The 25,746-nt window shown below is 65.1% G+C and carries 19 protein-coding genes and 10 pseudogenes; 16 read left to right on the top strand and 13 right to left on the bottom strand.

What is annotated here, in order from left to right; genetic code table 11:
* Nucleotides 1–633: 633 nt before the first annotated feature.
* A pseudogene (locus M1M07_RS13975) lies at nt 634–1,965 on the bottom strand (IS1380 family transposase); the annotation flags it as partial.
* 235 nt (nt 1,966–2,200) lie between these two features.
* Between M1M07_RS13975 and M1M07_RS13970 the strand changes: the two are divergent.
* On the top strand, nt 2,201–3,253 hold the full coding sequence (locus tag M1M07_RS13970; protein WP_085470721.1) for a 2,3-butanediol dehydrogenase: 1,053 nt from the start codon (nt 2,201–2,203) through the stop codon (nt 3,251–3,253).
* 260 nt (nt 3,254–3,513) lie between these two features.
* On the opposite strand, the pseudogene M1M07_RS13965 reads toward M1M07_RS13970, so the two are convergent.
* Both M1M07_RS13965 and M1M07_RS13960 read right to left on the bottom strand, forming a co-directional pair.
* Nucleotides 3,514–4,688 (bottom strand): annotated as a pseudogene (locus tag M1M07_RS13965) (IS3 family transposase).
* 52 nt (nt 4,689–4,740) lie between these two features.
* Nucleotides 4,741–5,976 (bottom strand): IS110 family transposase, encoded by a 1,236-nt coding sequence (locus M1M07_RS13960; RefSeq protein WP_106201352.1) that lies wholly within the window; start codon nt 5,974–5,976, stop codon nt 4,741–4,743.
* Between the two features lie 389 nt (nt 5,977–6,365).
* Here M1M07_RS13960 and M1M07_RS13955 point away from each other — a divergent pair, with 389 nt between their 5' ends.
* The 5 genes and pseudogenes from M1M07_RS13955 to M1M07_RS13935 form a co-directional block, all read left to right on the top strand.
* A complete protein-coding gene (locus M1M07_RS13955; protein ID WP_308200801.1) occupies nt 6,366–6,827 on the top strand; it encodes a hypothetical protein in 462 nt (153 codons plus the stop codon).
* Between the two features lie 261 nt (nt 6,828–7,088).
* Nucleotides 7,089–8,098, top strand: a pseudogene (locus M1M07_RS13950) (IS256 family transposase); the annotation flags it as partial.
* Between the two features lie 115 nt (nt 8,099–8,213).
* Nucleotides 8,214–9,269 (top strand): tyrosine-type recombinase/integrase, encoded by a 1,056-nt coding sequence (locus M1M07_RS13945; RefSeq protein ID WP_248674601.1) that lies wholly within the window; start codon nt 8,214–8,216, stop codon nt 9,267–9,269.
* Nucleotides 9,266–11,209 carry a tyrosine-type recombinase/integrase gene (locus M1M07_RS13940; RefSeq protein WP_248674599.1) on the top strand — a complete coding sequence of 648 codons (1,944 nt, stop codon included), beginning with the start codon at nt 9,266–9,268 and terminating at the stop codon, nt 11,207–11,209. The genes M1M07_RS13945 and M1M07_RS13940 overlap by 4 nt, the downstream gene beginning before the upstream one ends.
* Before the next feature lie 45 nt (nt 11,210–11,254).
* A pseudogene (locus tag M1M07_RS13935) lies at nt 11,255–11,491 on the top strand (transposase); the annotation flags it as partial.
* 3 nt (nt 11,492–11,494) lie between these two features.
* Here M1M07_RS13935 and M1M07_RS13930 read toward each other — a convergent pair.
* From M1M07_RS13930 to M1M07_RS13920, 3 genes and pseudogenes are all read right to left on the bottom strand, one after another.
* Nucleotides 11,495–12,360, bottom strand: a pseudogene (locus M1M07_RS13930) (IS5 family transposase).
* 69 nt (nt 12,361–12,429) lie between these two features.
* Nucleotides 12,430–13,317: a dihydrodipicolinate synthase family protein gene (locus tag M1M07_RS13925; RefSeq protein ID WP_248674650.1), complete on the bottom strand. Its 888-nt coding sequence runs from the start codon at nt 13,315–13,317 to the stop codon at nt 12,430–12,432.
* Between the two features lie 26 nt (nt 13,318–13,343).
* On the bottom strand, nt 13,344–14,132 hold the full coding sequence (locus M1M07_RS13920) for an aldolase (RefSeq protein WP_248674598.1): 789 nt from the start codon (nt 14,130–14,132) through the stop codon (nt 13,344–13,346).
* Between the two features lie 151 nt (nt 14,133–14,283).
* Here M1M07_RS13920 and M1M07_RS13915 point away from each other — a divergent pair, with 151 nt between their 5' ends.
* Nucleotides 14,284–14,892, top strand: a complete 609-nt coding sequence (locus tag M1M07_RS13915) for a helix-turn-helix domain-containing protein (protein ID WP_248674648.1) — start codon at nt 14,284–14,286, stop codon at nt 14,890–14,892.
* A 45-nt stretch (nt 14,893–14,937) separates the two neighbouring features.
* Here the strand turns inward: M1M07_RS13915 and M1M07_RS32755 are convergent.
* Nucleotides 14,938–15,129 (bottom strand): annotated as a pseudogene (locus M1M07_RS32755) (transposase); the annotation flags it as partial.
* 96 nt (nt 15,130–15,225) lie between these two features.
* Here M1M07_RS32755 and M1M07_RS13905 point away from each other — a divergent pair.
* From M1M07_RS13905 to M1M07_RS13895, 3 genes are all read left to right on the top strand, one after another.
* Nucleotides 15,226–15,390 carry a helix-turn-helix transcriptional regulator gene (locus M1M07_RS13905; RefSeq protein ID WP_282582043.1) on the top strand — a complete coding sequence of 55 codons (165 nt, stop codon included), beginning with the start codon at nt 15,226–15,228 and terminating at the stop codon, nt 15,388–15,390.
* Nucleotides 15,391–15,625: 235 nt separating this feature from the next.
* Nucleotides 15,626–15,790 carry a hypothetical protein gene (locus M1M07_RS13900; RefSeq protein ID WP_248674595.1) on the top strand — a complete coding sequence of 55 codons (165 nt, stop codon included), beginning with the start codon at nt 15,626–15,628 and terminating at the stop codon, nt 15,788–15,790.
* Nucleotides 15,791–15,845: 55 nt separating this feature from the next.
* Nucleotides 15,846–16,289, top strand: coding sequence for a hypothetical protein (locus tag M1M07_RS13895; RefSeq protein WP_248674593.1), 444 nt, complete (start codon nt 15,846–15,848; stop codon nt 16,287–16,289).
* Nucleotides 16,290–16,295: 6 nt separating this feature from the next.
* Here the strand turns inward: M1M07_RS13895 and M1M07_RS13890 are convergent, their stop codons facing one another.
* The 4 genes and pseudogenes from M1M07_RS13890 to M1M07_RS32750 all read right to left on the bottom strand — a co-directional run.
* Complete coding sequence (locus M1M07_RS13890) at nt 16,296–17,429, bottom strand: DUF6297 family protein (protein ID WP_248674591.1); 1,134 nt, start codon at nt 17,427–17,429, stop codon at nt 16,296–16,298.
* 3 nt (nt 17,430–17,432) lie between these two features.
* Complete coding sequence (locus M1M07_RS13885; RefSeq protein ID WP_248674590.1) at nt 17,433–17,672, bottom strand: hypothetical protein; 240 nt, start codon at nt 17,670–17,672, stop codon at nt 17,433–17,435.
* Nucleotides 17,663–17,935 carry an AAA family ATPase gene (locus M1M07_RS13880; RefSeq protein ID WP_248674588.1) on the bottom strand — a complete coding sequence of 91 codons (273 nt, stop codon included), beginning with the start codon at nt 17,933–17,935 and terminating at the stop codon, nt 17,663–17,665. Before M1M07_RS13880 ends, M1M07_RS13885 begins: the two co-directional genes overlap by 10 nt.
* Before the next feature lie 561 nt (nt 17,936–18,496).
* A pseudogene (locus M1M07_RS32750) lies at nt 18,497–18,832 on the bottom strand (transposase); the annotation flags it as partial.
* 76 nt (nt 18,833–18,908) lie between these two features.
* Here M1M07_RS32750 and M1M07_RS13870 point away from each other — a divergent pair.
* Nucleotides 18,909–19,402: pseudogene (locus tag M1M07_RS13870) on the top strand (IS5 family transposase); the annotation flags it as partial.
* Nucleotides 19,403–19,414: 12 nt separating this feature from the next.
* On the opposite strand, the pseudogene M1M07_RS13865 reads toward M1M07_RS13870, so the two are convergent.
* Together M1M07_RS13865 and M1M07_RS13860 are read right to left on the bottom strand one after the other, a co-directional pair.
* Nucleotides 19,415–20,725 (bottom strand): annotated as a pseudogene (locus M1M07_RS13865) (IS1634 family transposase); the annotation flags it as partial.
* A pseudogene (locus M1M07_RS13860) lies at nt 20,714–20,977 on the bottom strand (transposase); the annotation flags it as partial. The pseudogenes M1M07_RS13865 and M1M07_RS13860, both read right to left, overlap by 12 nt.
* A 63-nt stretch (nt 20,978–21,040) precedes the next feature.
* Between M1M07_RS13860 and M1M07_RS13855 the strand changes: the two are divergent.
* From M1M07_RS13855 to M1M07_RS13835, 5 genes are all read left to right on the top strand, one after another.
* Nucleotides 21,041–21,745 carry a hypothetical protein gene (locus M1M07_RS13855; protein WP_248674586.1) on the top strand — a complete coding sequence of 235 codons (705 nt, stop codon included), beginning with the start codon at nt 21,041–21,043 and terminating at the stop codon, nt 21,743–21,745.
* Between the two features lie 130 nt (nt 21,746–21,875).
* The gene (locus M1M07_RS13850; protein WP_248674584.1) at nt 21,876–22,997 is read left to right on the top strand and encodes a hypothetical protein; all 1,122 of its coding nucleotides are present in this window, start codon (nt 21,876–21,878) and stop codon (nt 22,995–22,997) included.
* Nucleotides 22,998–23,187: 190 nt separating this feature from the next.
* Entirely contained in the window at nt 23,188–23,862 is a 675-nt protein-coding gene (locus tag M1M07_RS13845) for a hypothetical protein (RefSeq protein ID WP_248674582.1), read from the top strand.
* 48 nt (nt 23,863–23,910) lie between these two features.
* Nucleotides 23,911–25,290: a HEPN domain-containing protein gene (locus tag M1M07_RS13840; protein ID WP_248674581.1), complete on the top strand. Its 1,380-nt coding sequence runs from the start codon at nt 23,911–23,913 to the stop codon at nt 25,288–25,290.
* Nucleotides 25,257–25,634: a hypothetical protein gene (locus M1M07_RS13835; protein ID WP_248674580.1), complete on the top strand. Its 378-nt coding sequence runs from the start codon at nt 25,257–25,259 to the stop codon at nt 25,632–25,634. Before M1M07_RS13840 ends, M1M07_RS13835 begins: the two co-directional genes overlap by 34 nt.
* Nucleotides 25,635–25,746 lie beyond the last annotated feature (112 nt).

Here is a 25,746-nt window from a genome sequence, read left to right as displayed (position 1 = left end):
CTGGGAAGGTCAGTTCGTTGTGCGTACCTCGAGAGACGGTCTTGGTGAAGAAGTGAAGCAGCCCTACCGAGCACAGGGGATGCTGCGGTAGGGCTGCGGCCACCGCGCAGAGGGGCGGTGACTTCTCGGGCCGGTGACAGGGGTTCGCCGACCCGGGGTGCGAGGTTACTGCAGATTCAGATCTTCGGAAAGCCCAGTGGGGATGCTGATTCTGCGCTTCGTTCTCGAGGCGCCGGTCTGCATAGGTACAAACGTGCAGATACGCGAGGACTGGAGGAGCACGGGGGGTGATCTCCTGCAACCGGCCGTGAGGGGACCGATGCAAGCGGACGTGTCAGAGCATTGGTAATGAGACGGTTTCAGCGCGGCGCGCGGGTTTCACGTCGAGTGCCGCAACGTGTCTTCAAATTCGCGGCACTTATCCTGAATCCACCGATGAGTCCTTGAAGGTCGATCCGGATCTGGATTCCAGACGAGTGCGGGCTCAGGGCGTGAAGTAACCGCTGGTCTGCCCAGCTTTTCCACGGTGCGGCTCCGGTCGTGCCGTCTCGGCGGGTCGGTCAGTGTTCAGGCGATAGCTGGCGGGCTGTGGCCGATGGTGTTGGCCCACAGTCGAAGCCATGCGCCCGATCAGGGCCAGTGCGTGGGTAGTCGCAAGATCGGTCTTCGTTGCGGTCGACACAATCGGGCGGGAAGGTTGACGATCTTGCGGCGTAGCGTCGCCCCACGGGCGCGCGAATGCCCACCACCTGCAAGAACACCGGTCGCGCGCAGCAGATTGTGGGCGATCGCCGCGCAGAGCACCCAGGCGGAGTTCGCCCCGAAGCGCCCCGACGGCATGTGCGCCAGCGGCCCGTCGATGAGGTCGGCGAAGACGGTTTCGATGATCGCGTGCCGGCGATGGGTGACATCAGCATCGACGGTGTGGGCGCTGGTGTTGGTGAAAAACGGGTGATATCGCCACACCGGAAACAACGCGTCGGGGAAGCGGGCGTCTTTGACGCGGCGCACGATCAACCGGGCGGTGACCGGAGTCCTGGTCGAAGCGAAAGCGGTGTAAGTGGTTTCGGCGACCTCGGCATCGGAGATCCAGGCACCGGTGTCCGGGTCACGCACGGCACCGGGATATCTCACCGGGGTCCACGCGTCGTCGGGGATCGAGTCGATCGCGCGTTGGACGGCGGTGTTCTTGGCCAGGACGAGCGAGAAACACACTTTCGCGCGCAGACACGCGGAGATGACCGCGCGGGTGCCGTACGCAGAGTCCCCACGGACCACGATGGTCCCGGTCGCGCCGGCCTGGCGGGCGGTGACGATGGCCTGCGTGACCATCCGACCTGCACCTTTACCCGAGCCGGCCTTCCCGGCCCGCAGTCGCATCCCGGTGATGATCGGCGCGGAGTCCGCCGTGCTGAGCGTCGTCGCCAGCGGGGACAGGCCTTTGCGCAGGATCTGTCTGCCGGCGATTTTCGTGTGTCCGTAGCTCGCGCCTTGTTTGGCGTGGCCGTAGACCGGGCGCAGCAGCGAGTCGATGTCGATGAACGCCTGCTCGGCCAGACCGGGCAGGATCTCGACCCGGGCGGCGAGTGCGATCAGGTGTTCGCGGAGCACGGATTCGAGCTGACGGGCATGGCCGAAGCTGAACTCGCGCAGCAGCGTTCCCACGGTCGAGGGCGCGTAGACGTTGCCGAACAGATGCTTCATGCCGCCCGAGCGCAGCAGGTCGATATCGTCGATGCTGTCGGCGCCGGCGCACATCCCGGCGATCAGGGTGAGCAGTTTCGGTGCCGGGTTCGCGGCCCCGGAGGTGACCTTCGTGGTGGTGATCGAGACCTTCTCGGTGAGCAGGTCCGGCAGGTGGGTGTGTTCGGCCAGTGTCATGACCGGGACCAGTCCGGCGCACGAGACGAGGTTGTCCTCGTCGAACACGGCGGAGCCGTCGATGAACTTGTGGGACACTTTCACCGGAAGTGCCTTTCGTGACCTGGTGGATTTGTTGTGTGAGAACTCCAATCTTCCCAGTTCAGGGGGCACTTTCTTCAGTTCGACACGCTGCTACGCGGCTGATCGTTCGGTGGATTCAGGCTTATCCATGGCTTCTGTCGAGCCTCATGCACCCCCGCGGGGTAACAACTTGGATTTCGGTTGCAACGCGCTGCAACTCTTTCAGAATGTGTTGTGAGTCACTACTACTCGAGGTATGAAAGCTGCTGTCTACTACGGACCCAACAAACTGGAAATCGCTGACGTTCCTGAACCGCAACCTGGACCGGGCACGGTCAAGGTAAAGGTAGGTTTCAACGGAATTTGTGGTACTGACCTGCATGAATACTATGCAGGCCCGATCTTCGTCCCGACCGAGCCGCATCCGCTGACCGGTCGGGAACTGCCGCTGACGATGGGCCATGAGTTCGCCGGGACCATCCTTGAGGTCGGCGCGGGCGTCACCGGCTATGTCCCAGGCGACCGAGTGGCGATCGAGCCGATCTACCGATGCGGGCGCTGTGCGCCCTGTCGGGCCGGAACGTACAACGTGTGTCAGCAGATCGGCTTCCACGGCCTGATGTCCGACGGCGGTATGGCGGAGTACACCATCGTGCCGGTCAATATGTTGCATCGACTGCCCGACAACGTCTCACTCGAACTCGGTGCACTGGTCGAGCCGATGGCAGTGGCGTATCACGCTGCGGCACTCGGTGACGTCGGGCCCGGCGACACGGCGATAATCTTCGGCGCCGGGCCCATTGGTATCGGACTGTGGTTCGCGCTGCAAGGCATGGGGCTCGAGTCGGTGTATGTCGCGGAACCGTCGTCGACTCGCCGCACTGCAATCGAGGCGTTGGGCGCCCATACCCTTGACCCGACGCAGGTTGACGTGTCTGCGTTCGTCACCGACGTCACGGATGGGCGTGGAGCAGATGCCGCATTCGATGCAGCGGGTGTGAAGTCGGCAATCGAGGCTGCGACTGCGAGTGTCGGTGCACGGCGACCGACCATCAGCGTCGCCATCTACGAAAAGCCGTTGACCGTACCGCTACTGAACCTGGTGATGAACGAATCCCGGCTCCAGGGCTCGCTGTGCTACACATCCACCGACTTCGAAGCCGTTATTGCGTTGATGGCGCAAGGTGTCTACGATACCACAGGGTGGGTCACCACAGTCAGAATCGATGATGTGATCAACGAGGGATTCGAGGCACTGCACGCGGGCCGGAAGATGAAAGTTCTCGTCGACCCCTCCGATGATATGTAGAAGTCGCCGTCCAGAAAGCATTGAAGCAACAGCCGGGAATGGTCCCGGAGGTATCTCCGGGCTTCGTCAACGATCTGTGATGTTTGTTTTGCCGAGCCAGCGCGGGTTGAACCGATGATGTAGGCCCTCGTGAAACGGTAGTTCGGCTGGAACGCAGTCTCCAGCGAGCATGGGACGGTCGGCGACCTCAGCCGCTCACGCCTGGACAGACTCAGATAGGGAGTGACGGGGACTGCTGCACGATCCGGTGACAGATTCGGTCACGCAGCCTGTGTGGCTGGTGTGGTCATGATGGTCTCGAACTCGACAGGCGTCAATCTGCCGAGCCGGAGCTGACGTCGCCGGCGGTGATAGGTCCGCTCGATCCAAGTCACGATCGCGATGCGCAACTGCTCGCGTGTGGCCCATCTCTGCCGGTCGAGGACGTTCTTCTGGAGCAGCGCAAAGAACGATTCCATCGCGGCATTGTCGCCGGCCGCACCCACCCGACCCATCGATCCGACCAGGTCGTGGCGGGCGAGGGCGCGGACAAATTTCCGGCTGCGAAATTGCGATCCACGGTCGGAATGAACCACACATCCGGCAACCGAGTCCCGCCGTGCCACTGCCGATTCGAGGGCCGTGACAGCCAGACGGGATTTCATCCGATCGCTGATCGAGTAGCCGACGATCCGGTTCGAGTACACGTCCTTGACCGCACACAGGTAGAGCTTGCCTTCCTCGGTTCTGTGTTCGGTGATATCGGTGAGCCACAAAGTGTTTGGAGCATCCGCGGTGAAGACGCGGCCGACGAGATCATCGTGCACCGGCGGCCCGGAGCGGCCCTTCTTCGAGCCACGTTTCTTGCCGAACACACTCCACCACCTGTTGGTCGAACAGATCCGCCACGCCGTGCGGTCCGACATAGACTCGCCGCATCGCGGGCTTCGTCGGCGAGGAACCGGTAGCCGAACTCCGGGTCCTCGCGGTGGGCGTCGAACAGGGCGTTCGCCCGGTACGCCTCCTCGAGTTCGGCGTCGGTGACCGGGTCGGCGAGCCACCGGTAGTACGGCTGGCGCGCGATCCCCAGAACCCGGCACACCCGCCGCGACGGGAATCCCGCCGGCGGCCAGCTCGCGGACGAGCGGGTACATCATTTTCCCGGAAGATTCGCCTGTGATAGATACGCCGCGGCCCGCCGCAGCACTTCGTTCTCCTGCTCAAGCAACCGGATCCGCTTTCTCAGCTCGCGGTTCTCTCTGGACTCCTCGTTCGTCGTCCCTGGCTTGGTGCCGTCCTCGACGTCGGCATTCCTGAGCCAGTTGGTCAGGCAGGATTCGCTGATGCCGAAGTCGGCGGCGATCTGCCGCAGGTGCTGACCTGGTTCGCGGTTGCGGGCCACGCGGACGACGTCGTCGCGGAACTCTTTCGGATAGGGCTTGGGCACGGGGTCCATCCTTCCAGCAGTGCCTCACGGCACCACAGTTCAGATGATGCTCCTATGCGTGTCAAACGGCAGTGAGCCAGGCGCGGTACGCAATTGCCAGATCGGCATTGGGCCGTTTACCGCGCTCGAGTTCACTCAAGCGGGCGGGTTCGGCACCGAGGTTGATCCCGGCCTGGGCGAGGGTGACCCCACGTCGGTGGCGCAGTGCTCGCAAGTCCTCCGTCTTTGGCGCCGGTTTCGGGTGGACGATCAGGTGGAAGGCCTCACGAGCGACTGCTCGTTTGAGACATCGCATGATGTCCTTCTTCGACTTTCCGCTCGCTTGCAGCCGGGCCGCATAGTCCTTGGTGCGTTGGTCATTGGACAGACGCACCAGAGCGATCTGGTGAAGTGCCCAGTTCGCTTGCCGGTCCCCGCCACGATTGAGACGATGACGGGTCGTCTTGCCTGAAGATGCCGGGATGGGGGATGCCCCGCACAGGGCAGCGAACGATGCTTCCGAGCGTAGCCGCTCGGGGTTCGAGCCGGCGGTGACGAGGAGCGTCGCAGTGGTGATCACACCGTAGCCCTTCGTCGCGATCATCGCCGGAGCGGCGTGATCGACGAGGACACGGAGTTCGTCGTCGAACTCCACGATTTCCTGGGTGAGGTACTGGTAACGGCGAGCAAGCCGCCGCAAAGCATGGGCGGTCGCCGTGAGGACAGAGTCGGTCGCCGTTCCAGGGCGAGTCGAGGCCAGCCCGTCGATCAGTGCGTGCTCACTCAATCTCGACCAACGGTTTCGGAGCGTTTCGGGTGCCGTGACCAGCAAGGACTTGAGTTGGCGGATCACCGCCACCCTCGCTTTGATAGCGCTGCGCCGCACGGTCAACAGCACCCGAATCTGTTCCACTACCCCGTCACCGGCCTTGGCAACCGGCAGGGACTCCGGCTCTGCAAGTGCCTGCTGCGCTGCGGCATACGCATCGATGGGATCGGACTTGCCTTGCCGACGCTGCGCACGACGAGGTCGAAGGACTTCCCGAATCTCGATGCCCGAAGCCAGCAGATACCGGGCCAGACCGGCGCCGTAGGAACCCGTTGCCTCGATCCCGATCAGTCGGATCACCCCGAAAGAGCGGACGAACTCCGCAAGCTGCTCGTAACCCGCCAAGGTTGCGGGCACCTGCAGGTCACCCAATCGTGCTCCCATAGCGGTCAGGACCGCGACGTGATGATTGTCCGCGTGCGTATCGACACCCGCAACGACCTCGACGACCGGCGGAGAGTCGATGGCGTCGGAAATGAATATTGCCATGATGGGACCGTGCCTTCCTCACCAGTGGGCACGTCGGCCAGGAATCCGCACAGACAAGACGTTGACGGGGCTGACACCAAGCTCATATGAAGTCATGCTCGTCTCCCTGGCCGACATGCATCGGACGCCCCCGCCGACCGGACACGCGGACAGATCAACTGGAAGACAAGCACTACGGCTGTCAGTCACCTGTAGGGTCACACGCACCGCCGACGAGGACCCTTTCATCATCAACGTCACCTATCCGTGCAGCAGTCCCCCGTGCTGAAGGTACGCAATCGCTAGCCGCCGGGGACGAACCGAGCACGGTCCCCGGCCTGTGGTCTGTGCCGGCGGGGTGGCGGTGCGACGGGACGGATCCTCACCGCTGTTGTGCGACAGTAGAGCTCGTGCCGATCTGGGATCCTGACGATGCGGAGCAGTTGACGTGGCGTTTCAAGGTCGTTGGTGACGTTGTCGATTTCTATGACACGCCTGGGGCGCAGCTCGACGCTCCGCAGGCGTGGGTCGAGGCGGTTGTGGCCACCGCGCGGGATTTGCGGTGTCTGCGCTACGGCCGGGACGTCGATCCTGACCGGCTGATGTGGGAACTGTCGATCGGCCGGACCTATGCCGTCACCATCGGATGGCACGGCACTGCGGGTATCAGTGGATTCAGATTGTGTCAGGGACTGTCGATGAACACCTCGTTCGCCGAAGCCGCAGTCTGGGTCGCCGATACCGCCCAAGCCGAGCTGGCCGGCCACGACTTCGTGCAGTGGCCCTCGCGTGGTGGGCATCTGCTGTGCCGCGGCAGGTCGACGACGCAGCGGTCTGGATCGACCCCCACGAGGATCGGGTGGTGTCGTTGATCGGCGACTTGTGCAGCCACGGCTCCTCATGGGCGGGCTGACGCGCTGATGGTTCCCCCGCGGTCGTTGCCCGCGAGGGCGCTTCTTACTGACGGTTTCAGAATGATCTCCGCAGTCGCCGGGTAAGTCCCGGGGAGTGGTGGGAATCGGCTGAGGACATCCGGCCAGGTCCGCGGCGTGTCGCTCCCTGGCGAAGGGTGGGTCATCGCGTAGTGATCAACGAGTTACCGACCAAAGTGACTCACAGAAAGCATCTACGCGATGACCCACGACCATTCTGCACTGCTCGCCCAACTCGACGCACTCAAGAGCGCCGACAGCACCAACGTGTTCGCCGAACTGATCCGCACCGGACTGCAAGCTCTGATCGAAGCCGAAGCCACCGACAAACTCGCGCCGGCCGCTACGAACGCACCGAGCAGCGCACCACCCATCGCAACGGGCATCGCACCAAGACGGTGTCGACCACCAGCGGTGAGGTGGACGTCAAGATTCCCAAGCTGCGGTCCGGGTCGTTCTTCCCATCCTTGCTCGAACGGCGTCGGCGGATCGACAAGGCGCTGTATGCGGTGGTGATGGAAGCGTATGTGCACGGCGTCTCCACCCGCAGCGTCGATGACCTGGTCGGTGCGTTGGGGGTCGGATCCGGGATCTCGAAGTCGGAGGTCTCGCGGATCTGCGCCGGCCTCGATACCGAGATCGCCCGGTTCCGGGAGCGCACGCTGACGCACACGAGCTTTCCGTACGTCTTCCTCGACGCGACGTTCTGCAAGGTCCGGGTCGGTGCGCACGTGGTCTCGCAGGCGCTGGTGGTCGCGACCGGGGTGTCGATCGACGGTAGCCGCGAGGTTCTGGGCACCGCGGTCGGCGACAGTGAATCCTTCGACTTCTGGCGTGAGTTCCTCACCAACCTCAGGGCCCGTGGTCTGTCGGGGGTGCATCTGGTGATCTCCGATGCCCATAGTGGGCTCAAAGCTGCGGTGATGCAGCAGTTCGCGGGTTCTTCGTGGCAGCGGTGCCGGGTGCATTTCATGCGCAACATCCGAGCCGCGGTGACCTCGAAGCATGTGCCGCCGGTGATGGCGGCGGTCAAGACGATCTTCGCGCACACCGACCCGGTCGAGGTGGCCGCGCAGTGGGACCAGGTCACCGACACCTTCTCCGGGTCGTTTCCGAAGGTCGCGGCGTTGATGGAAGCCGCCAAGCACGACGTGCTCGCGTTCACCGCGTTCCCGAAAGCACACTGGCAGAAGATCTGGTCCAACAACCCGAGATCGGTTAACCGGCCCTCCCACGACACGATCATGAGTGCGGCGTGAGGTCCGCGGCCGACGGCGATGCGGGGCGCATGCTGGCGGTGTCGGCTCGATCGAGAAGGGGCAGGCGATGACCGTTCGGGTGCGCACCAGCAGCGACGGCTTTGCGATCGACGGCCAGTGGGAGGGATGCGCTGCGGCGAATGCGTTCCTGAAACATCTGGCCGGGCGCGGGTTCAGCGCGGCGACGGTGCGGGCGTATGCGTTCGATGTGCTCAACTTGGCCCGGTTTCTGCTCGACCACGATCTCCGATTGGCGGCGGTGACGCCGGTGACGGTGTTCGAGTGGATCGACTGGCAGGACGTGCGCCGCGAACCCCGCCCCGGCACGGCGAGAAGGAATGGCCGGGGCACGGCGGCGTCGACGATCAATCGGCGGGTCGCGGCGGTGCGGGCGTTGTTCGAGTACCTGGTGATGACCGGGATGCGCACTGACAATCCGGTGCCCTCACCGCGGCGCGGGCAGGGCCTGCGACCGCAGGCGCGGGGACTGCTCGGACATCTCGGACCGGGCCGGCCCCGGGCCGGGGGCCGGTTGGTGCGCCAACCGCGGTTGCTGCCCGAATCCCTCGATGCCGACGCGGTCGAGCAGTTCGTGGCGTCGTTGCGCACCCATCGGGATCGGGCGATGGTGTGGGCCATGCTGTTCGGGGGTCTGCGCAGCGCCGAGGTGCGATCCCTGCGCTTGACGGACGTGGATTTCGGTCGACGTCGGTTGCGGGTGCTCGGCAAAGGCTCGAAGGAGCGTGTGGTGCCGGTCGATGCGGTGTTCTTCACCGAACTGTCGGCCTATCTGCGCCTCGAACGGCCGCCGGGGTTGGCGACACGAGAGTGTTTCGTGGTGCTGCGCGGTCCCACCCACGGGTCGCCGGTCACCGAGGCCGGACTGCGGTCGCTGTTCCGGCGGCACCGGGAGCTCTCCGGTGCCGGTCGGGTGCGTCCGCACCGGCTGCGACACACCTACGGCACCGAACTGGCCTCTGCGGGAATCGATCTGATGGTGTTGCGGGAGCTGATGGGACACGTGTCCCCGGAGACCACCGCCGGATACGTGCACCTGTCCATCGAACAACTCGCCGCGGAATACGGCGCGGCCCGGGCCAGCCTGGCGGGGGCACGGCGATGATCACCGCATCGACGACTGTGGCGGCGCCGGATACGGTGCTGGCCGGCTATCTCGACCACGTCGCTACCCTCGGGCTGAGCGGAGGAGCCGTCCGCGGTCGCACCCGCATCGCGGGTGCGTTTCTGGCGGAGCACCCGGATCTGCGGGACTGGATGACTCGGCCGGCAGCGGACCGGCTCACCGAACTGCGCAGCACCGGGGCGTGGCCGCTGCTGTGTCACCTCATCGGACGCGGCGAGCTGCGACTGGACCTCGAGTTCGCCGCCGTCAAGAACCTCACCGGACTCGGACGGGCCATCGACGCCCGCGACCCCGACGGATTCGCTGCCGTCCGGGCCGCCGGGCTGTCCTTGGGCTGGACACCGTCCTGGGTCGAGACCGTCCTGGGCGAGTGCCTGGCGGTGCTGCTCGCCTGGCACGGCGGATCCGTCAGCGGAATCACCGACGACACCATCGACGATTTCGACGCCGCATTGGCTGCCACACAGTCGATTCCGCCGTCGTCGCGCCGGGCCTACCGCAACCGGATCGCGGGTCTGCGGCAGATGCTGTTTCAGGCTCGCATCGTCGACACACCACCACGGCGCCGGCGGTGGGCCCGCAGTTACACCCAACGGTTCGCCGAGGCTCCGATGGCCGACGCGATCCGCGCAACATTGCTGCGTTACGTCACCGTCCGGGCTGCGGTGCTGCGCCCGAAATCCGTCGAATCGCTGATCAACGACCTGCTGCCGTTCGCGGACTACCTCACCACCGCTCATCCCGAGGTCACGTCCCTCGAGGATCTGGATCGCAGTCACATCGAGGGCTTCCTCGCCTGGAACCGCACCCGCAGCTGGCGTGGACAACGCGCCGCCGCCGGCGCCGGACGCACCATCTCGAAGGCCGTGATCCAATCGACGGTGCTGAGCCTGCGCAACCTGTTCGACGATCTCACCGAATGGGGCTGGGAACAGGCACCGACCCGCCGACTCGTCTTCGCCGCCGACGTCCCGAAACTCGATCAACCACTGCCGCGGGCCCTGCCACCCGATATCGATGCCGCAGTAATGAATGCGGTTGGCCAGTTGGATGATTCGTTCGCTCGCATCGGGTTGACGGTGCTGCGCGGAGCCGGTCTGCGGGTCGGGGAACTACTCGACCTCGAACTCGGCAGCGTCATCGATTACGGACCGGCCGGGACCTGGCTCAAGGTGCCGTTGGGCAAACTCGCCGCCGAACGCATGGTTCCGCTCTCGGCCACCACCCTCACGGCGTTGGATGAGTGGACCGGCGGGCGCGGTGTCTGCCGACCATTGCCGCATCCCCGCACCGGAGCGTTGACCGATTTCCTGTTCGTCGCGCACGGTCGTCGTCTCGGCCAGACCCGACTACGCAACGGACTTCTCGCCGCCGTCGAGTCCTGCGGACTGCGCGGGACCGGCGGTGCACCGTTGGTCGTCACCCCGCATCAGCTACGACACACCTGGGCCACCGAACTCGCCAACGCCGGGATGAGTCTGCAAGCGTTGATGGCGCTGCTCGGGCACGTCGCTCCCCAGATGACTCTGCGTTACGCCACCCTGGCGTCGCCGACGCTGCGGGACGCCTACGACCAGGCGATGGGCACGATGCGCCGCCGGTTCACCCTCACCCCGGTCGGCAAACCCATCGTCCCCGACACCGTCAGCTGGCTCGGCAGCGAGATGCTCAAAACTCGTGTCGCTCACGGCTACTGCTCCCGCCACGAATCGGCCGGCGCCTGCCCCTACGCCAACATCTGCGAAACCTGCGACAACTTCGTCACCGGACCGGAATTCCGCGGCGCGCTCGAGGCGCAACGCACCGACATCCAGGTCCTCGAGTCCGATGCCCGCGACCGTGGTTGGCTCGACGAAGCCGCCCGCCATCACCGCGTCACTGACGCCCTCACCGACCACCTCCATCGCCTCGACCGCTGACCCAAATCGGCCACGAGGGGTTGATCCGGCACCGAGGGCCGGATAATCGAGCGGTTGAACAAGGAAATCAAGCGTCGAGCCGATGTCGTGGAGATCTTCCCCAACCCGGCGGCCTTCCTGCGGTTGGCGACCGCGGTGGTCATCGAGCAACACGATGAGTGGCAGGTCACCCGCCGCTATGTCTCGGATGTGAGCATGGACGAGCTCCGTGCGGTGATCGCCGCCAAAGAGCACGCTACCGAACCGGCGTTGTCGTTGACCGGATCGAACGAAACAGCATAGTATTCAGCATGATTCGTTGATCGCTACGTGTGCTGCAGAGCCGATCCGAAGTCCACCACTCCACGGGGCACTATCCAGTCGCCTCAAACAGATGATGCTGCACGCGAGTTCGAGCAGCCCCTCATGCAAGTCCGCTCGTACCTCGGAACGTGTTCGCAGACGCTTGAACTGGTGCAACCAAGCGAAGGTCCGCTCGACGACCCAGCGGACCTTGCCGAGCCCGGAGCCATGCGCGGCGCCTCGGCGGGCAATCATCGGGGTGATCCCCTTTTCGCGAAGCAGGTTTCGGTACTTGTCGTAGTCGTAGCCTCGGTCGGCGAACAACCGGCGGGGCCGATTCCGCGGCCGGCCCCGCCGGCCTCGAATACGGGGGATCGCCTCGACGAGCGGCATCAGTTGAGTGACGTCGTGGCGGTTTCCGCCGGTCAGCGACACCGCAAGAGGGGTTCCGTGCCGGTCGACGATCACATGGTGCTTGCTGCCGGTGCGGCCGCGATCGACCGGTGAGGGTCCCGTGTGATCCCCCCTTTGAGGGCCCGCACGTGCGAGCCGTCGACGGCGACGTCGTCCATCTCGAGCAACCCGGCGGCTCACAGCTCCGCGAGCAGCATCTCGTGCAGCCGCGGCCACACCCCGGCCTCGGTCCACTCCCGCAACCTGCGCCAGCAGGTCACTCCGCTGCACCCGATCGTCTCTGCCGGCACATCACGCCAGGCCACGTTGGTGCGCAGAACGAACATGATGCCGGCCAGGGCGACCCGGTCGTCGACCGGCTTGCGCCCCGGAAACCGGAACCGGCGGGCAGATCTGGGCGGAAGCAGCGGAGCTACACGCTCCCACAGATCGTCAGGAACAAGATCAACAGACACTCTCGACACGGTGCCCGAAACCGTCCCGGAACGCCATCTACCACGCCGAACTCATTCTGAAACGGTCAGTTAGCGGCAGGCGTCGATGAGTCGTTTCAACTCGGTGGCTCCGGGGGCGTCGAGCGGCAACAGGGGTCGGCGCGGATCTCCGGCTTCGATTCCGATGCTGCGCAGGCCGGACTTGATCGTGGTGGGCAGGCCGCGGCTGACGATCATTTCGAGGAATGGGCGTAGCCGGTCGAAGATGTCGGCCGCGGCATCAGTCCGTCCTGCGGTGATCTCGCGATGGAATGCGACGACCTGGTCGGGGACGAGACAGGGGGCGGCGGTGCACCATCCTGTGGCTCCGGTTTGGAACGCCGTCAGCGCGAGGGGGTTGCTCCCGTTGAAGAACGGAAGCGTGTTGCCGCTGAGCTCGTTGAGGCGCTGCATCCGGGTGATGTCACCGGATGATTCTTTGACCATCGTGATGTTGTCGACGTCGCTGACGAGTTCGAACAGGAATTCCGGGGACATGTCGATGCCGGTGGTCGCGGGGTTGTTGTAGACCATGACCGGGATGCCGATGGATTCTGCGAGCGTGGTGAAGTGAAGTCGGAGTTCGTCCTCGGTGAGGCGCCAGTACGAGATGGGCAGGGCCATCACCGCGGTGGCGCCGAGTCGTTCGGCGATCTGTGCGCGGCGTACGGTTCCGGTGGTGGTCAGGTCGGAGACCCCCACCACGGTGGGAACCCGCCCGGCAGTGTGCTGGAGGGATTCGGCTGCAACGGTGGCCCATTCGTTGTGATCGAGGTAGGCGCTTTCTCCGGTGCTGCCCAGCGGGGCGATCGCATCGACCCCGGTGTCGATCATGCGGTCGAGCAGCAGATGAAGGACGTCGATGCTGACCTTGTCGGGGTTGTGGCTGTCGAACGGGGTGACGGGATAGGCAACGATTCCGTGGATGGTGGTCACAATGTTCTCCAAGATGGTGGGGGCGCGAGTCAGGATGTGGTGATCGCGTCGGGATGGGAGCGCAGCGCTTTGCGGGCGTAATACTGGAAGTTGGCGTCGCTGCGCCGCGGGGTCAGGGTCCAATCGTGGGCTTCTTTGGCCAGGGTGGGAGGAAGCGGTTTGATCTCGCCGGCGGCCATCGCTAGGAGCTGAAGCCGTGCTGCTCGTTCGATCAGGTGGGCCAGTGAGCAGGCTTCTTCGATGGTGGCGCCGACGACGAGCTGGCCGTGATGGGCCAGGAGAATGGCGTGTTTGTCCCCGAGTGCGCCCGAGATGATCTCACCTTCTTCGTTGCCGACGGGCACGCCGGGCCAGTCCGGAAGGAACGCGCAGTCGTCGTACAGGGGAGTGACATCCATCTGCGAGACCTGTAGGGGGATCTCAAGCATCGACAACGCCGCCGCGTGCAGCGGATGGGTGTGAACGATGCAGTTCACATCGGGGCGGGCGCGGTAGATCCAGCTGTGGAAACGGTTGGCGGGATTCGGCATCCCGCTGCCTTCGAGAACTCGCAGGTCCTCGTCGACGAGCAGGAGGTTGTTGTCGGTGATCTCGTCGAAGCCGAGGCCGAGCTGTTGTGTCAGGAATGTGCCGGGTTCTTGACCGCGTGCCGAGATCTGGCCGGCGAGACCGGAATCGTGTCCGGCGTCGAAGAGGGAGCGGCAGGTCAGCGCGAGCTTCTGACGGTCCGTCCAGTCGGCGGTGGTGAGCTTGGTGTTCATGTCCTTCTGGGCCGAGGTCATCAGTTCGGCTTTTCCGAGGTTCATGGTCGTGGCCATCTCGAGCTCCTTCCGTAGAGGTGAGGGGAGGGCACATCGATGACTATAGGACACACAGTGTCCTAACTGTCAACATTGTGTACTGTGCAATACGATGAGCAAGGGCGACGATCGGCACGCCCGTCCGACCGAGAAAGGTGGGTACACCACGATGGCGGCGCTGTTGCGCGCACACAGGCGACGCGCAGGACTGACGCTCGACGTCTTGGCCGAGCGAACCGGCCTGACCAAGAGCTATCTGTCAAAGGTCGAACGGGGACTGCGCACACCGTCGATCGCGGTCGCGTTGAAAATCGCGGGTGCATTGAACGCGGACGTGAGCCAGCTGTTCTCCGACAATCCCGACGACACCGTGGTCACCATCGAACGGCGCAGCCAACGCGCCCGGGTCGACGGCACCGGCGGGCGCGCAGTGTACGACCCCGTCGCCACCCGGATGGTCGGCAAAGCCATGCAGCCGTTCGTAGTTCACCCCACAATCCACCCCGAATCCGACTTCATGGAGCATCCCGGGGAAGAATTCATCTACGTCACAGCGGGTGCGGTCGAAGTGACCCTGGCCGACCAGATGATCCAGCTCGACGAAGGCGACAGCCTCTACTTCGACGCGAACACACCGCACCGGGTGAGGTCGGTGTCACCCGAGCGGGCCGTTCTCGTCGTCGTCGTCCATGACGGGGACGTGCGAAACCCTCTCCACGACGGTGACTCCAGCGCCTCACGCCAGTGCGGACCGACGACGCTGACACCCGAGACATAGATTCCACCACCTCACGCAGTGGCATGCCACTGCGTGAGGTGCACACTGGCGAGTCAACAGAACGCGTGCGTCCTCGTGGCAACGCGCCTGAGTGAGTGCGATCCGGTGTATCGCGGCGTTGAGTTGTCGGTCTCCCGTGCGTGAGAGGCGATGTCGAGCATGATTCGACGACCACACCGGTAGCGGTGCGGTGCCGTTGTGCCGGGTGAAGGAGTCCTTGGAACGGAACCGGTCGATACCGGGGTTTGTCACCTGCTGCGGGGGACACCTGGGCGCGTGCATGTACAGCTCGAAGTTGCCACTGCCTGGTCAGGCAAGTTTGCACGCCCTCCGTTGGCGGAACTGAGCGGGGCGCACGTACAGACGATCGGCGCCCTCGAGCGGGGAGACCAGCGGCCGAGTCTGGACCTGGCACTGCGCATCAGTGCCGCGTTCGACCGGCCCGTACAGGAGGTGTTCTTCTGGGCCGATTCGTCGACGATCACCCGTGATCGGTGAGCTTCTACCGCCATTCGGGTGATCGAGGGCGGGCGACGAAGACGAATACGCTTTGTCGCCCCGCCGTTCGACGCGCGCGTGGCGGAGGACCCGACAACAGGGACTGCGGGTTTTCAGCGCTGGCATATACCAGCACCATCTGTTGTGCCCGGGCCGCAGCGAGGGTCGTCGCGACAGGATCGGTTCCCGCACGTCGCGACGGCGGCCCGCCCCGAACGGGTGGCCGGATCCGGACATGGCGTCGTTGATCGACGCCTCGAACGGCAAGGAGATCGATGCGATCGCCCATGGCCCGGTACTGCTCGCCCGCCCTGAGGGCGGTAGTCGGATGCCACCTCACCGGGACGAACACGAGGTTCGGTCGAAGAGCGGTCCTCTTTCTGTGACGATCGAGCAGTGAGTGCAGGTCGCTGGTTACCTCAACGGACGACTCTGCCGACCCCGAGAGGAACCCGATGCACATCGACCGTCTCATTCTCCCGGTCTCCGGCATGGTGCTTCAGTACCGGCAGGACGGCAGGCATCTCGTCGCCGCCGAGGACGCACTGGAGATTCTGTACGAGGCAGAGCAGCAGGGCGTGCCGATCTGGAGCGAACCGGACTACACCGCGGTGACCGCCTTCGGCGAGGTCTTTCCCGGCGATGTCCCGCATCCGACCTGGTGGGCGGTCGTCGGTACTGCGCCGCCGGACACAACCATCGATGTAACTGTGGACGACGAGCGGGTTTCGGACCCGCCGGTTCACCGGCTGGCCGAGCTGTGGGCCTGTGAGTGGATCGCGCATCCCGCCGTCGTCCGGGTTCACCGCAGCGATGATCATCAGGTCGCCCCGATCCGGATCGGGCGCCCGGATTTTCTTCCGCCGGCGCGGTACCCGGAGTGGGAGATCGACAATTGAAAGAGATCAGACACAGACAGCGAGTAGTGCCGCGGCTACGACGATCGCGTCGGTACCGCGGATCTTCTGCCGGATCAGATCGACCGGGACTTGTCCGAAGCCGGTTTCGAGGATCAGACCGTCGTAGGTCAGGGGCGCTCGTGTCCGGATCCGGTACATCGCGGTCACCGCGCCGATCAGCACCAGTGCCATCGGTGTCGGGTTCATCGCCGCCAGCGGCGCGGTCAGCACCGTCGTCACCACCGCCGCTACGACGGGGATCACCGTCAACGGCAACCGCAACCCTCGATCGTCGGCTCCGAGCATCCTCGCGAGTGCGGGATCGGCGCACAACTCCCGCAGTCCGGCACTGAAGATCATGCACACCCCGACCACGAGCGCCAGCTGCGTCCATGCCGCAGCGATCGGCGACAGCACTGCCGACAGCGCCCACCCGGTACACACGGCACCGGCCGCGACGAGCAGCGAGTGCGGACGGCGCACATGAGGTAGTGCGTCGATACGGATCAAGGCGCGGGTGCGGGAGGTGGGCATCCGGCGCGAGGGGCGGCGAGCCACGCGTCGCCAGGCTCGTTGTTCCAGGGCGCCGGTGACGATCGACAGGTCCAGCATCGTCAGCGACACCGACATCGCTGCGGCGGTCTCGGAACCGATCGCCATCTCGGCCACCGTGATCCGACCGCACCACCACAGGGCCATCCCGGACAGGACTACCGCCACGATCGAGCCGACGAGGACGAGAGCCCACGAGGTGATCAGCGCGACCGTGCCGCCTGCGGTAGCGACGATCGCTGCCATGGCTGCACCCGAGAGACAGACGGCGGTAACGGCACGCAGGGTCCAGGGGGGAAGGATCCCGCACTGGACGAGCACGCCGAGCGCAATACTGCCGACGCCGAGAGCGGCGCCGAGCAGTGTGCACGGCAGCCAGTGCGCGAGTTCACCGACGAATGCGCACAACCGGCCCCCGGCCAGGCCGAGGGCACCTCCGCTGCCGAGGGTCGCACCGATCCGCGGCCGGAGCACCCCGCGCCGGTCGACCGGGGTGGGCAGCAACCACCATGCGGTCTCGCTGCGAACGTTCACCGGCCCCAGCGCTGCTGCTCCCGTCACCAGGGCGGCGGTGAGCACCCCGGCCACGGTCTATCCCCATGTCGGGTTCCACCGCTGGTGGGTGTCGATCAGAGGCGAGGTGGTGAGCACGGTCGCCGGCCGCGTCGTCAACCACCACAGCACACCGCCGCACACATACGCCCCGAGGGCGGTCAGCGCGAAGGTTCCTTCGCGGAGCATCGGCGGAGTGTGGGCACGTTCGAAACTGCGACGGAGGGCGCGCAGTGTCGACGCGGAGGGAATCGGACGGGACGTATCGGTCAGCGCCATGAGTCACCGTCGACGATCTCGTCGGCTACTGCGGCGACCAGGGTGTGGTCGTGGGAGACCAGCAGCACCGCAGTGCCAGCGTGTTTCTCGGCGCGGATGGCTTCGGCGAGCCAGGCACGGCCCCCGGCGTCGAGGTGCTGCTCGGGTTCGTCGAGCACCACTATCGTGCGAGGGCGCACCAGCGCCGAACCCAACGCCAGGCGATGACGCTGGCCACTGGACATCGTCACGGGAAGTTGATCGGCGATCTCGGCAAGGCCCACCTGATCGAGGATGCGTGTGGCCGAAGCGGATGGTAGTGACGCCGAAGCTCGCCGCGGCGGCGTTGTTCTTCCTCGGTCGGTCCACGCGTGGTCCGGTCGAATCCGAACAGCGCATCGTCCGCACGGCCCGTCCCCAGCACAGCCGCCACTGCGGCGAGGATGACCACGAACCCTGCCAGCAACACCGGTGTGGGACCGGCCGATCCGAGATCGACGGAGAAGACAACGGCAACAGCCCACGACAGCAGAAAGCACATCAGGGTCATACCGCTGCGGGGACCGAAGAACATACCGGCAAGTCTATATACGGCGCACCTGAGGGTAGACGAGCACGGTCGACATGCTCTGCATCCGTCGACGTATCGGGGCATGTCTCGTCACTCCGGGCCACATCTCGACAGATCCCCAGGATCCTCCACCTGCAAGGTGGCTACCGGATACCCCTGATACCGGGACCGTAGAGACGGACAGACTTCGCTGTAGGGTCCAGATGTCTTCGGCGCGCCGGCCGGGGCGGAACCCGAAGAATTCCACTATCGCTACAGCTTCGGGAAAGTTGTCGGCCACCGCCTCCGGCTCGTGTGCATCGCTACCGAAGGTGATGGCTCGACCGCCTTCCTCGGTCCACCATTGCGGAATCCACGGCCACAACCTGCGAGTATTCGTCTCCAAGGCGCGCCCGCTGTCGGCGAGGGAGCGCATCGCTGCTCGGAAGCCCTCCTCGAAACGGCGGGGATCCTCGGAGCGGACACGCAGGCGTTTGAACTGGTGCAGCCAGGCGAAGGTGCGCTCGACGACCCAGCGGACCTTGCCCAGACCGGAACCGTGCGCGACGCCGCGGCGGGCGATCATCGGGGTGATCCCGCGCCGGCGCAGCAAGGTGCGGTACTTGTCGTAAGTCTAACTGACCGTTTCAGAATGAGTTCGGCGTGGTAGATGGCATTCCGGGACGGTTTCGGGCACCGTGTCGAGAGTGTCTGTTGATCTTGTTCCTGACGATCTGTGGGAGCGTGTAGCTCCGCTGCTTCCGCCCAGATCTGCCCGCCGGTTCCGGTTTCCGGGACGCAAGCCGGTCGACGACCGGGTCGCCCTGGCCGGCATCATGTTCGTTCTGCGCACCAACGTGGCCTGGCGTGATGTGCCGGCAGAGACGATCGGGTGCAGCGGAGTGACCTGCTGGCGCAGGTTGCGGGAGTGGACCGAGGCCGGGGTGTGGCCGCGGCTGCACGAGATGCTGCTCGCGGAGCTGTGAGCCGCCGGGTTGCTCGAGATGGACGACGTCGCCGTCGACGGCTCGCACGTGCGGGCCCTCAAAGGGGGGATCACACGGGACCCTCACCGGTCGATCGCGGCCGCACCGGCAGCAAGCACCATGTGATCGTCGACCGGCACGGAACCCCTCTTGCGGTGTCGCTGACCGGCGGAAACCGCCACGACGTCACTCAACTGATGCCGCTCGTCCCGAGTTGGCTCATTTCGTTAGTGCGTGACTTCGGTACCTGAAATCCGGTCGAGCAGCACCTGCATATCGGCCTCGACCTGCGGCGGGAACGTGTGCCGGGTTCCGTTGATCGCGATGGTCGACGACCGCAGCGGCCGCAGCAGCTTGACGACCTTGCCGATCGCGAGCCCACTGCGTTCCTGCACCACCCGTGAGATAGCCAAGGCCGTGAACACCACGGTCAGGTGCGCCTCGATTGCGTCGCGGGTGCGGTGGAAGATCGGCCGTGCCCGCAGATCCGTCTTCGACATCCGAAATGACTGCTCCACATGCCACAACTCGTGATACTTGCCGATGATTTCTCCCGGGTCCATCAGCGAGACAGGAAGATTGGTGACATATCCCTTCAGCCCGACGAGCATCCGGGCTCGTTCGAGCGACGCAGTATCCAGTCGCCGGCCTTTCGCAGTTGTCTTCACGAATCGCGTCGACTTCGGTGCGGTGTCCCCGTCGACCACGGCCCGGGCGCGGGCTTCCTGCGCGTTGAGTGTCTTCTCGTCCCGGGCGGCGCGGCTGCGCGAGTACTGCCACACCGCCCGCCACGCATTCGGATGCGCCGCCCGATCCCATACCGGTTCGGCGCGCTTGCGAGAGTTGTTGACCACCGAGCGGCCGTGCCGTGGCGTGATCGTGTCGATGATCTGCCCATCGGTGAAAACATTGCCGTTCCAATGAAAGTGGGAGGCGAGATCACCAGGCGCTTTCGTGGCGCGGGATCCGACGATGAACTTGAGTCCGGCCTCGTCCAGTGCTGCGAGATTGGACGCGGACAACATCCCGGCGTCGGCGGCGACGACCATCTCGACCCCTTCGAGGTCATGGCGGGCCTGGAACTGCCGCACGATCGGCACGATCGTGTGGGTCTCGGCCGAATTGCCCTCGTAGCATCCGATCTCGAGGGGGAAACCGGTGCGATCGACGAGCAACCCGACGACGATCTGCGGGTCGACCCGACGCTCCTTCGAGTATCCGACTTTCCGCAGTTCATCTTCCTTTTCGGCCTCGAAATACAAGGTCGTCACGTCGTACAACAACAGGCTCAAGCCACCGGTTTCGGCGGCATGGGCGAAACATTTCTCGGCGATGCGGTCCCGGTACTTTCCGGTGATGACCTGACCCAAGTGACGTTTGATCGTCGCGTAGCTCGGCGGGTCCGCCCCGAGGTCCTGCAGGACCCGGCCGGCGTCGAGTTTCGAGCCGGGTTCGACGATGCGAGCGATCACCAGGTCGCGGAACACCGCATCGTCGACGATCCCGAAGCCGAGCTGGTCGTACACCTCGGCCAGCACCTGCCGCGGCCACACCCCGGCCTCGGTCCATTCCCGCAGCCTGCGCCAGCAGGTGATGCCGCTGCATCCGATCTTCTCTGCCGGCACATCGCGCCAGCTCACATTGGTGCGCAGGACGAACAGGATGCCACCGAGTGCGACACGATCGTCGATGGGTTTGCGTCCCGGGAAGCGGGAACGGCGCGCAGGGCGAGGCGGCAGCAAGGGCGCTATTCGCTCCCACAGATCGTCAGCAACAAGATCATCAGCCACATGGGCACTCTGCCCGACGTAGATGGTGCATACATCGCCGACCCACACCATAGGCTGCTCGTCGTGAGCCACCACGACCTCGACCCGCACACGCTCCGGCGGATCCTGCCCGCCGCGGACAGCGACGACGTGCACCGGCTGGCGACCTCGACTCCACCCACCTCCATAGAGCGTCAGTGGAATCGACTGCGCCCGCTACTGACGACGAATCTGCGGGTGGAGTATGTCGGTGCCTCCGCCGAGGACGTTGCCGTTGCCGTTGCCGAGGACGCGACGTGCCCGTGGCCAGCGGAGGTCCGTGAGCTGTACCGACACGTGGCCGACGCCGATGATCGACGAGGAATGCTGCTGCTCCCCCCTGGTTTCGAGCTGCTGTCGCTCGAGCGAGTGGTGCAGGTACACGCACTGGGGCAACGCCTGGCCAGGGAGCAGATGCACGAGGCGGGAGATGACATCGCCGAGGAGATGGCACAACCGGCGGGTTCACCCACCGCCGTCATGCTGCCCGGGTTCATTCCGTTCGCCCGCAGGGATGCCGACACCCTGTTCGTCGACACCCGGCACGGCCCGCTGCACGCAAGCGTCAACCTCTGGCCGGACCAGGACTGGGTTCACCGGCTGCCGCTGTGGCGATCGCTCAGCGCGATGCTCGACAATCTCGCATCCTGCCTCGAACGCAACGCCCCGATGGCGATGCGCATGTCCGAATGGGCGAGATATCAGCCGTACATCGAAGACGATCAGCTGGTATGGGAACCGGTGCCCTGAACGATGCCGTCCTCATTCTGAAACGAGCAGTTAGCGGCTCGAGGGCTGCGATTCTCCGTGGTGGTTTCACCGCCACGCCGATGCAGTATGGGATCCGGCGTGGCAGGGTCCGGTACGCGATGATCGTGCGGTGCAGTCCGACGGCGTGGTCCAGGTCGACCATCACCAGTTCAGTTTCGGCGACCCCACGGTCGACACTCTCGATCCGCTCGCGCAGGGCACGTTGATCGATGTTGGTGACGGGGCCGTCTGGTTCTACACCGGCATTGCCTACGGTCCGGTCCGAGTCAGGGTCGAGCTGCTCGATCGGCCTCCGACCGATCTTGCGCAAGAAGGCTGGGAGGTCGTCGAGGAAACCATCGTCTCGGCGACCCAGGCGATGGTCGTCTCCGCCGCCGATGGCACCGTCTGCACCACCATCGATCCGGTCCCGGCGGGCACCTATCGGGTGCGGGCACACGCTCGTGGCCGCGACACTCATTTCGGTCTCGACGTCGACGAGATCGTCGAGGATTATCTGATCTGCCTGTGGCCCACCACCACCCGTATCGCGGATGCGCAGGTACGCACACTGCGTAAGACCGACACCGCGTGGTCACCGCAGCCGCAGGTCGACCGGCCGGAACCGTCGAGGGCGTATGTCTACATCCGGGACGACTCCGGGGAAGTGGTCACCGTGGCGCCGCGCAGCCGCGAAGCTTTGGCCGTACGCGCGGTGTTGCATACCTTCGGTGGAAAACCGCTTACGCCGGCTCTCGAGGCGATCTATGCCGCCCGGCACGTCGCGGGACTGGACCGGGATCTTATCGACCGGGTCGAAGCGCTCGACGACGATCGGCAGCGCGCTTTCGCGCGCTGGTGCGTGCACCGGGCGTGGGAACGTGCCGGACTCGTACGGTCCCCGTGGTTCCGTGATCGGCTTGCGGAGATGGATGCCGGACATCCCGTGCATCCGGACTTCCTCGCCAGCACCGCCGCCCGCAATCGGATCGATGTCGATCCGCGGATCCGGCTCACCCTCGTGTCCGGGCTACCTGCGAGTGCGGAGCTCGTTCAGCAGTACGAGGCGTTGTTGGCGTACGCGCGGAGTATGTATTCGGAGGCCACTCCGCTCGAGTCGGCGATCGAGGCGCTGCGGCACACCGCGCAGACGTACGGGATGGACTATCCCGAGTTGTTCGCACGGGCTCGCCGCGACTTCTTCGGCGACCACATCACCAGTGACTCCGAGCCTCGCGGCCTCGGTGATTAGTGACCCCCATACGCAATGGGGTCTGCACCACAGAGAGGTGTCTTCTACCCCGGCGGTCTGTGCTCACGGTGGCCGGGGAGCGGCCACGAGGAGCGGGGTGGTGGAATGTCAAAACCCCGGGGACGTGCACTGTGGTGTGCAGAGGCCGCTCCGGGGTCTTCGCTGTCAACTATATCGGTACTGGAGGGATATGCCCAACCGCAGCGCGGCCGTGACGCAGGCAATGCGTGTGTTGTTGACGCCGGAGCGGTTGTCGTCGTATCTCGCGGCGACCGGTGGTGATCTTGATCGGGCGTTGGATCTGTACGAGTGGAACGCTCGCCTGGGTGCGGCGGTGTTCGAGGATCTCGGTTACCTCGAGGTGGTCTTGCGCAATGCCTGTCATGCCCAGCTCGATCGGTGGAACCGCCGCAATCGGGGTGCCGATCCGTGGTATCTGACGGCACCGTTGACGCCGCAGTCGCAGAAGGATGTTGCCGAGGCGCGGCGTCGTGCGACTCGCGGGGGACGCGCGGAGGTGCCGGGTCGGGTGGTGGCGGAGTTGATGTTCGGGTTCTGGCGTTTTCTGCATGCGCGCTCCTATGAGGCCACGTTGTGGACTCCGTGTGTGCGGCATGCGTATCCGCATCAGCGTCCCAACCGGCGTCAGGATGTCTATCGACGGCTTGATCATCTCAACACGCTGCGGAATCGGATTGCTCATCACGAGCCGATCCACGGCGCGCAGGTCGCCAGCACCGGTCAGGACGTCGCCGGTCTGCATGGGGAGTTGCTCGAGGTGTTGTCCTGGATCGATCCGACGGTGGCGAGGTGGGTACGTGAGCGCAGCGCGGTGCCGGCGTTGCTGGCGGCCCGACCGGCTTGAGGAAGGACGTGTCTCCTGCATCAGGGCGCTGTGTGAAGGGAGGACCGGATGCCTGTAGGTGACGAGGTGATGCTGGGGCGGTTCTGGCGGGTGGGGACGCCGTTGCCTGAGCGCCGCGGGGAACTGCACGTAAGCCCCGGCAAGGAGGCCGAGCTGCGTGTCGAAAGACCCATTTCGCCCAGTCGTTCGCTTCGCGTCGAGCAGCGCGGATCGAACGGGATGTACGCGGTGACAACCAGCGGAGATCCGGATGATGTCGTTGCGGATTTTCAGCCGGTGACGGTGCATGGTGTCCTCGATGACGGGACCGAGGTCACGGTCGTGGACGCTCAGGCTGACCATGATGTTCTTTTGCGGCAGTGGTTTCGGGCTCCTGTGGTGGTAGTAGGTGCTCATGTGGACGGTGGGGAGCAGTGCTATTCGGCGGTGCGGTTCTGTCTCGACGATCCCCACTGGTGGGCTCACCTGATGCGGTCTGGACAGGAGGCGGTGAGTGACGAGGTTGGCTCGTTGCGGGTGTGGGCCGATGAGGATGGGCAGGTGTGGTTCGAACATCGAGCGCACAGTCCGCTGACCCGGCGGGAGTACGCACGTCTGGTTGTCGATCCGGTGCTGACACTGGCGAAGCTGGCCACACAAAGTCGGTTGCAGGTCACCGCGCTCGAATTTCGGGTCGCGGACGAGCGGAATGTCGAGGACACGTGGTGGCTGCCGGTGATCGGCAGGAGCATCGACTCCGGGACGGCTGGCTCCTATCCCGATGCGGTGGTCCCCACCCGGGAGCTGACGTTGGAGGTGTTCTCCACGTGGATCGATGTGAGCCGGTCCTTGGATGGGTTGGCGAGCGCGGTGGCCGACCCGGTTCGCGGGGCCATCCAGGCACAGGCACTGACGATGTGTGCCCTCGCGGAGGGACTGCACCGGCGCTTGTATCCGGTTACCTCCCGCTTTCCGGGACTCAGCGGCAATGCGCGTGATCGTGTCCGTCGCGCGGCACGCACAACCGGCGCAGAGATGCTGGAGCAGAAGGGGTTCGACCGCGAAGAGTCGGAAAAGGCGCTGAACGAGGCTCTGAGCCATTTTGATGAGCTTCCGTATCGCCGGCGCCTGGAGCAGTTGCAGGAGTCGGCCGAGTGCGCGGTCCCCGGGATCGTGGCGGATTTCTCGGATTGGCCTGGCCAGGTGTGTTCGGCGCGCAACCAGCTCGCGCATCAGGCGTACACCTCGGACGCGTCGTCCGACGGTCTGATGCTTCTGCTGATAGCAGTGGATTATTCGTTGTCGTGGGTGCTGCGGACGGTGTTGTTGCGGCGGGCCGGGATACCGGATGAGGTGGTGCTCCGTTGTTATGAGAACGATGCTCGCTACGGGTTGTACCGGGCGAATGTGCGAAGTTGTTTGAATTCGGGGGAGGGGCTGCGGACCTGACCTGTGTTGTCGCTGGTGCCCCCGAGTTCCTGGCTGCCCAGTCGGCTCTGATCGCGACGCTGACCGGCACCGAACTGCACGAGGATCAGCTCGCGTTCATCGGCTCCTCCCCGGCGATCCTCCCCGGGGAGCCGGTGGTCAATCGTGTGGCGACCTTGATTGCGAAGGCCCACGGCTTCGTCTGGCAGCGGTATGTGGGTGCGGTGGTGTTCACCTCGGTGGACGACGAGGGGGAGACACAGAGCCTGCGTGAGGGGCATGTGGAGGCGTTGCTGACGACGGCGCGTCTGGGCGGTGCGGTCGTGGTCGACGCGACGGTGGACGAGGCGGAGGTGGGGGCGTGATGCGTTCGGCGGTGGTGTCGCGGTCTGGGTGCGTCCCTCGGCGTGTGTGCCTGGTGGTGGGTGTGGGGGGTTGTTGTGTGCGGTGAGCTGGGGTGATGGCATGTCCCGGTGT

The sequence above is a fragment of the Rhodococcus sp. HM1 genome (assembly GCF_023218075.1).
GTDB lineage: Bacteria > Actinomycetota > Actinomycetes > Mycobacteriales > Mycobacteriaceae > Rhodococcus.
The sequence above is the reverse complement of the archived record's forward strand: the minus strand, read 5'-3'. Positions and strand labels throughout refer to the sequence as shown.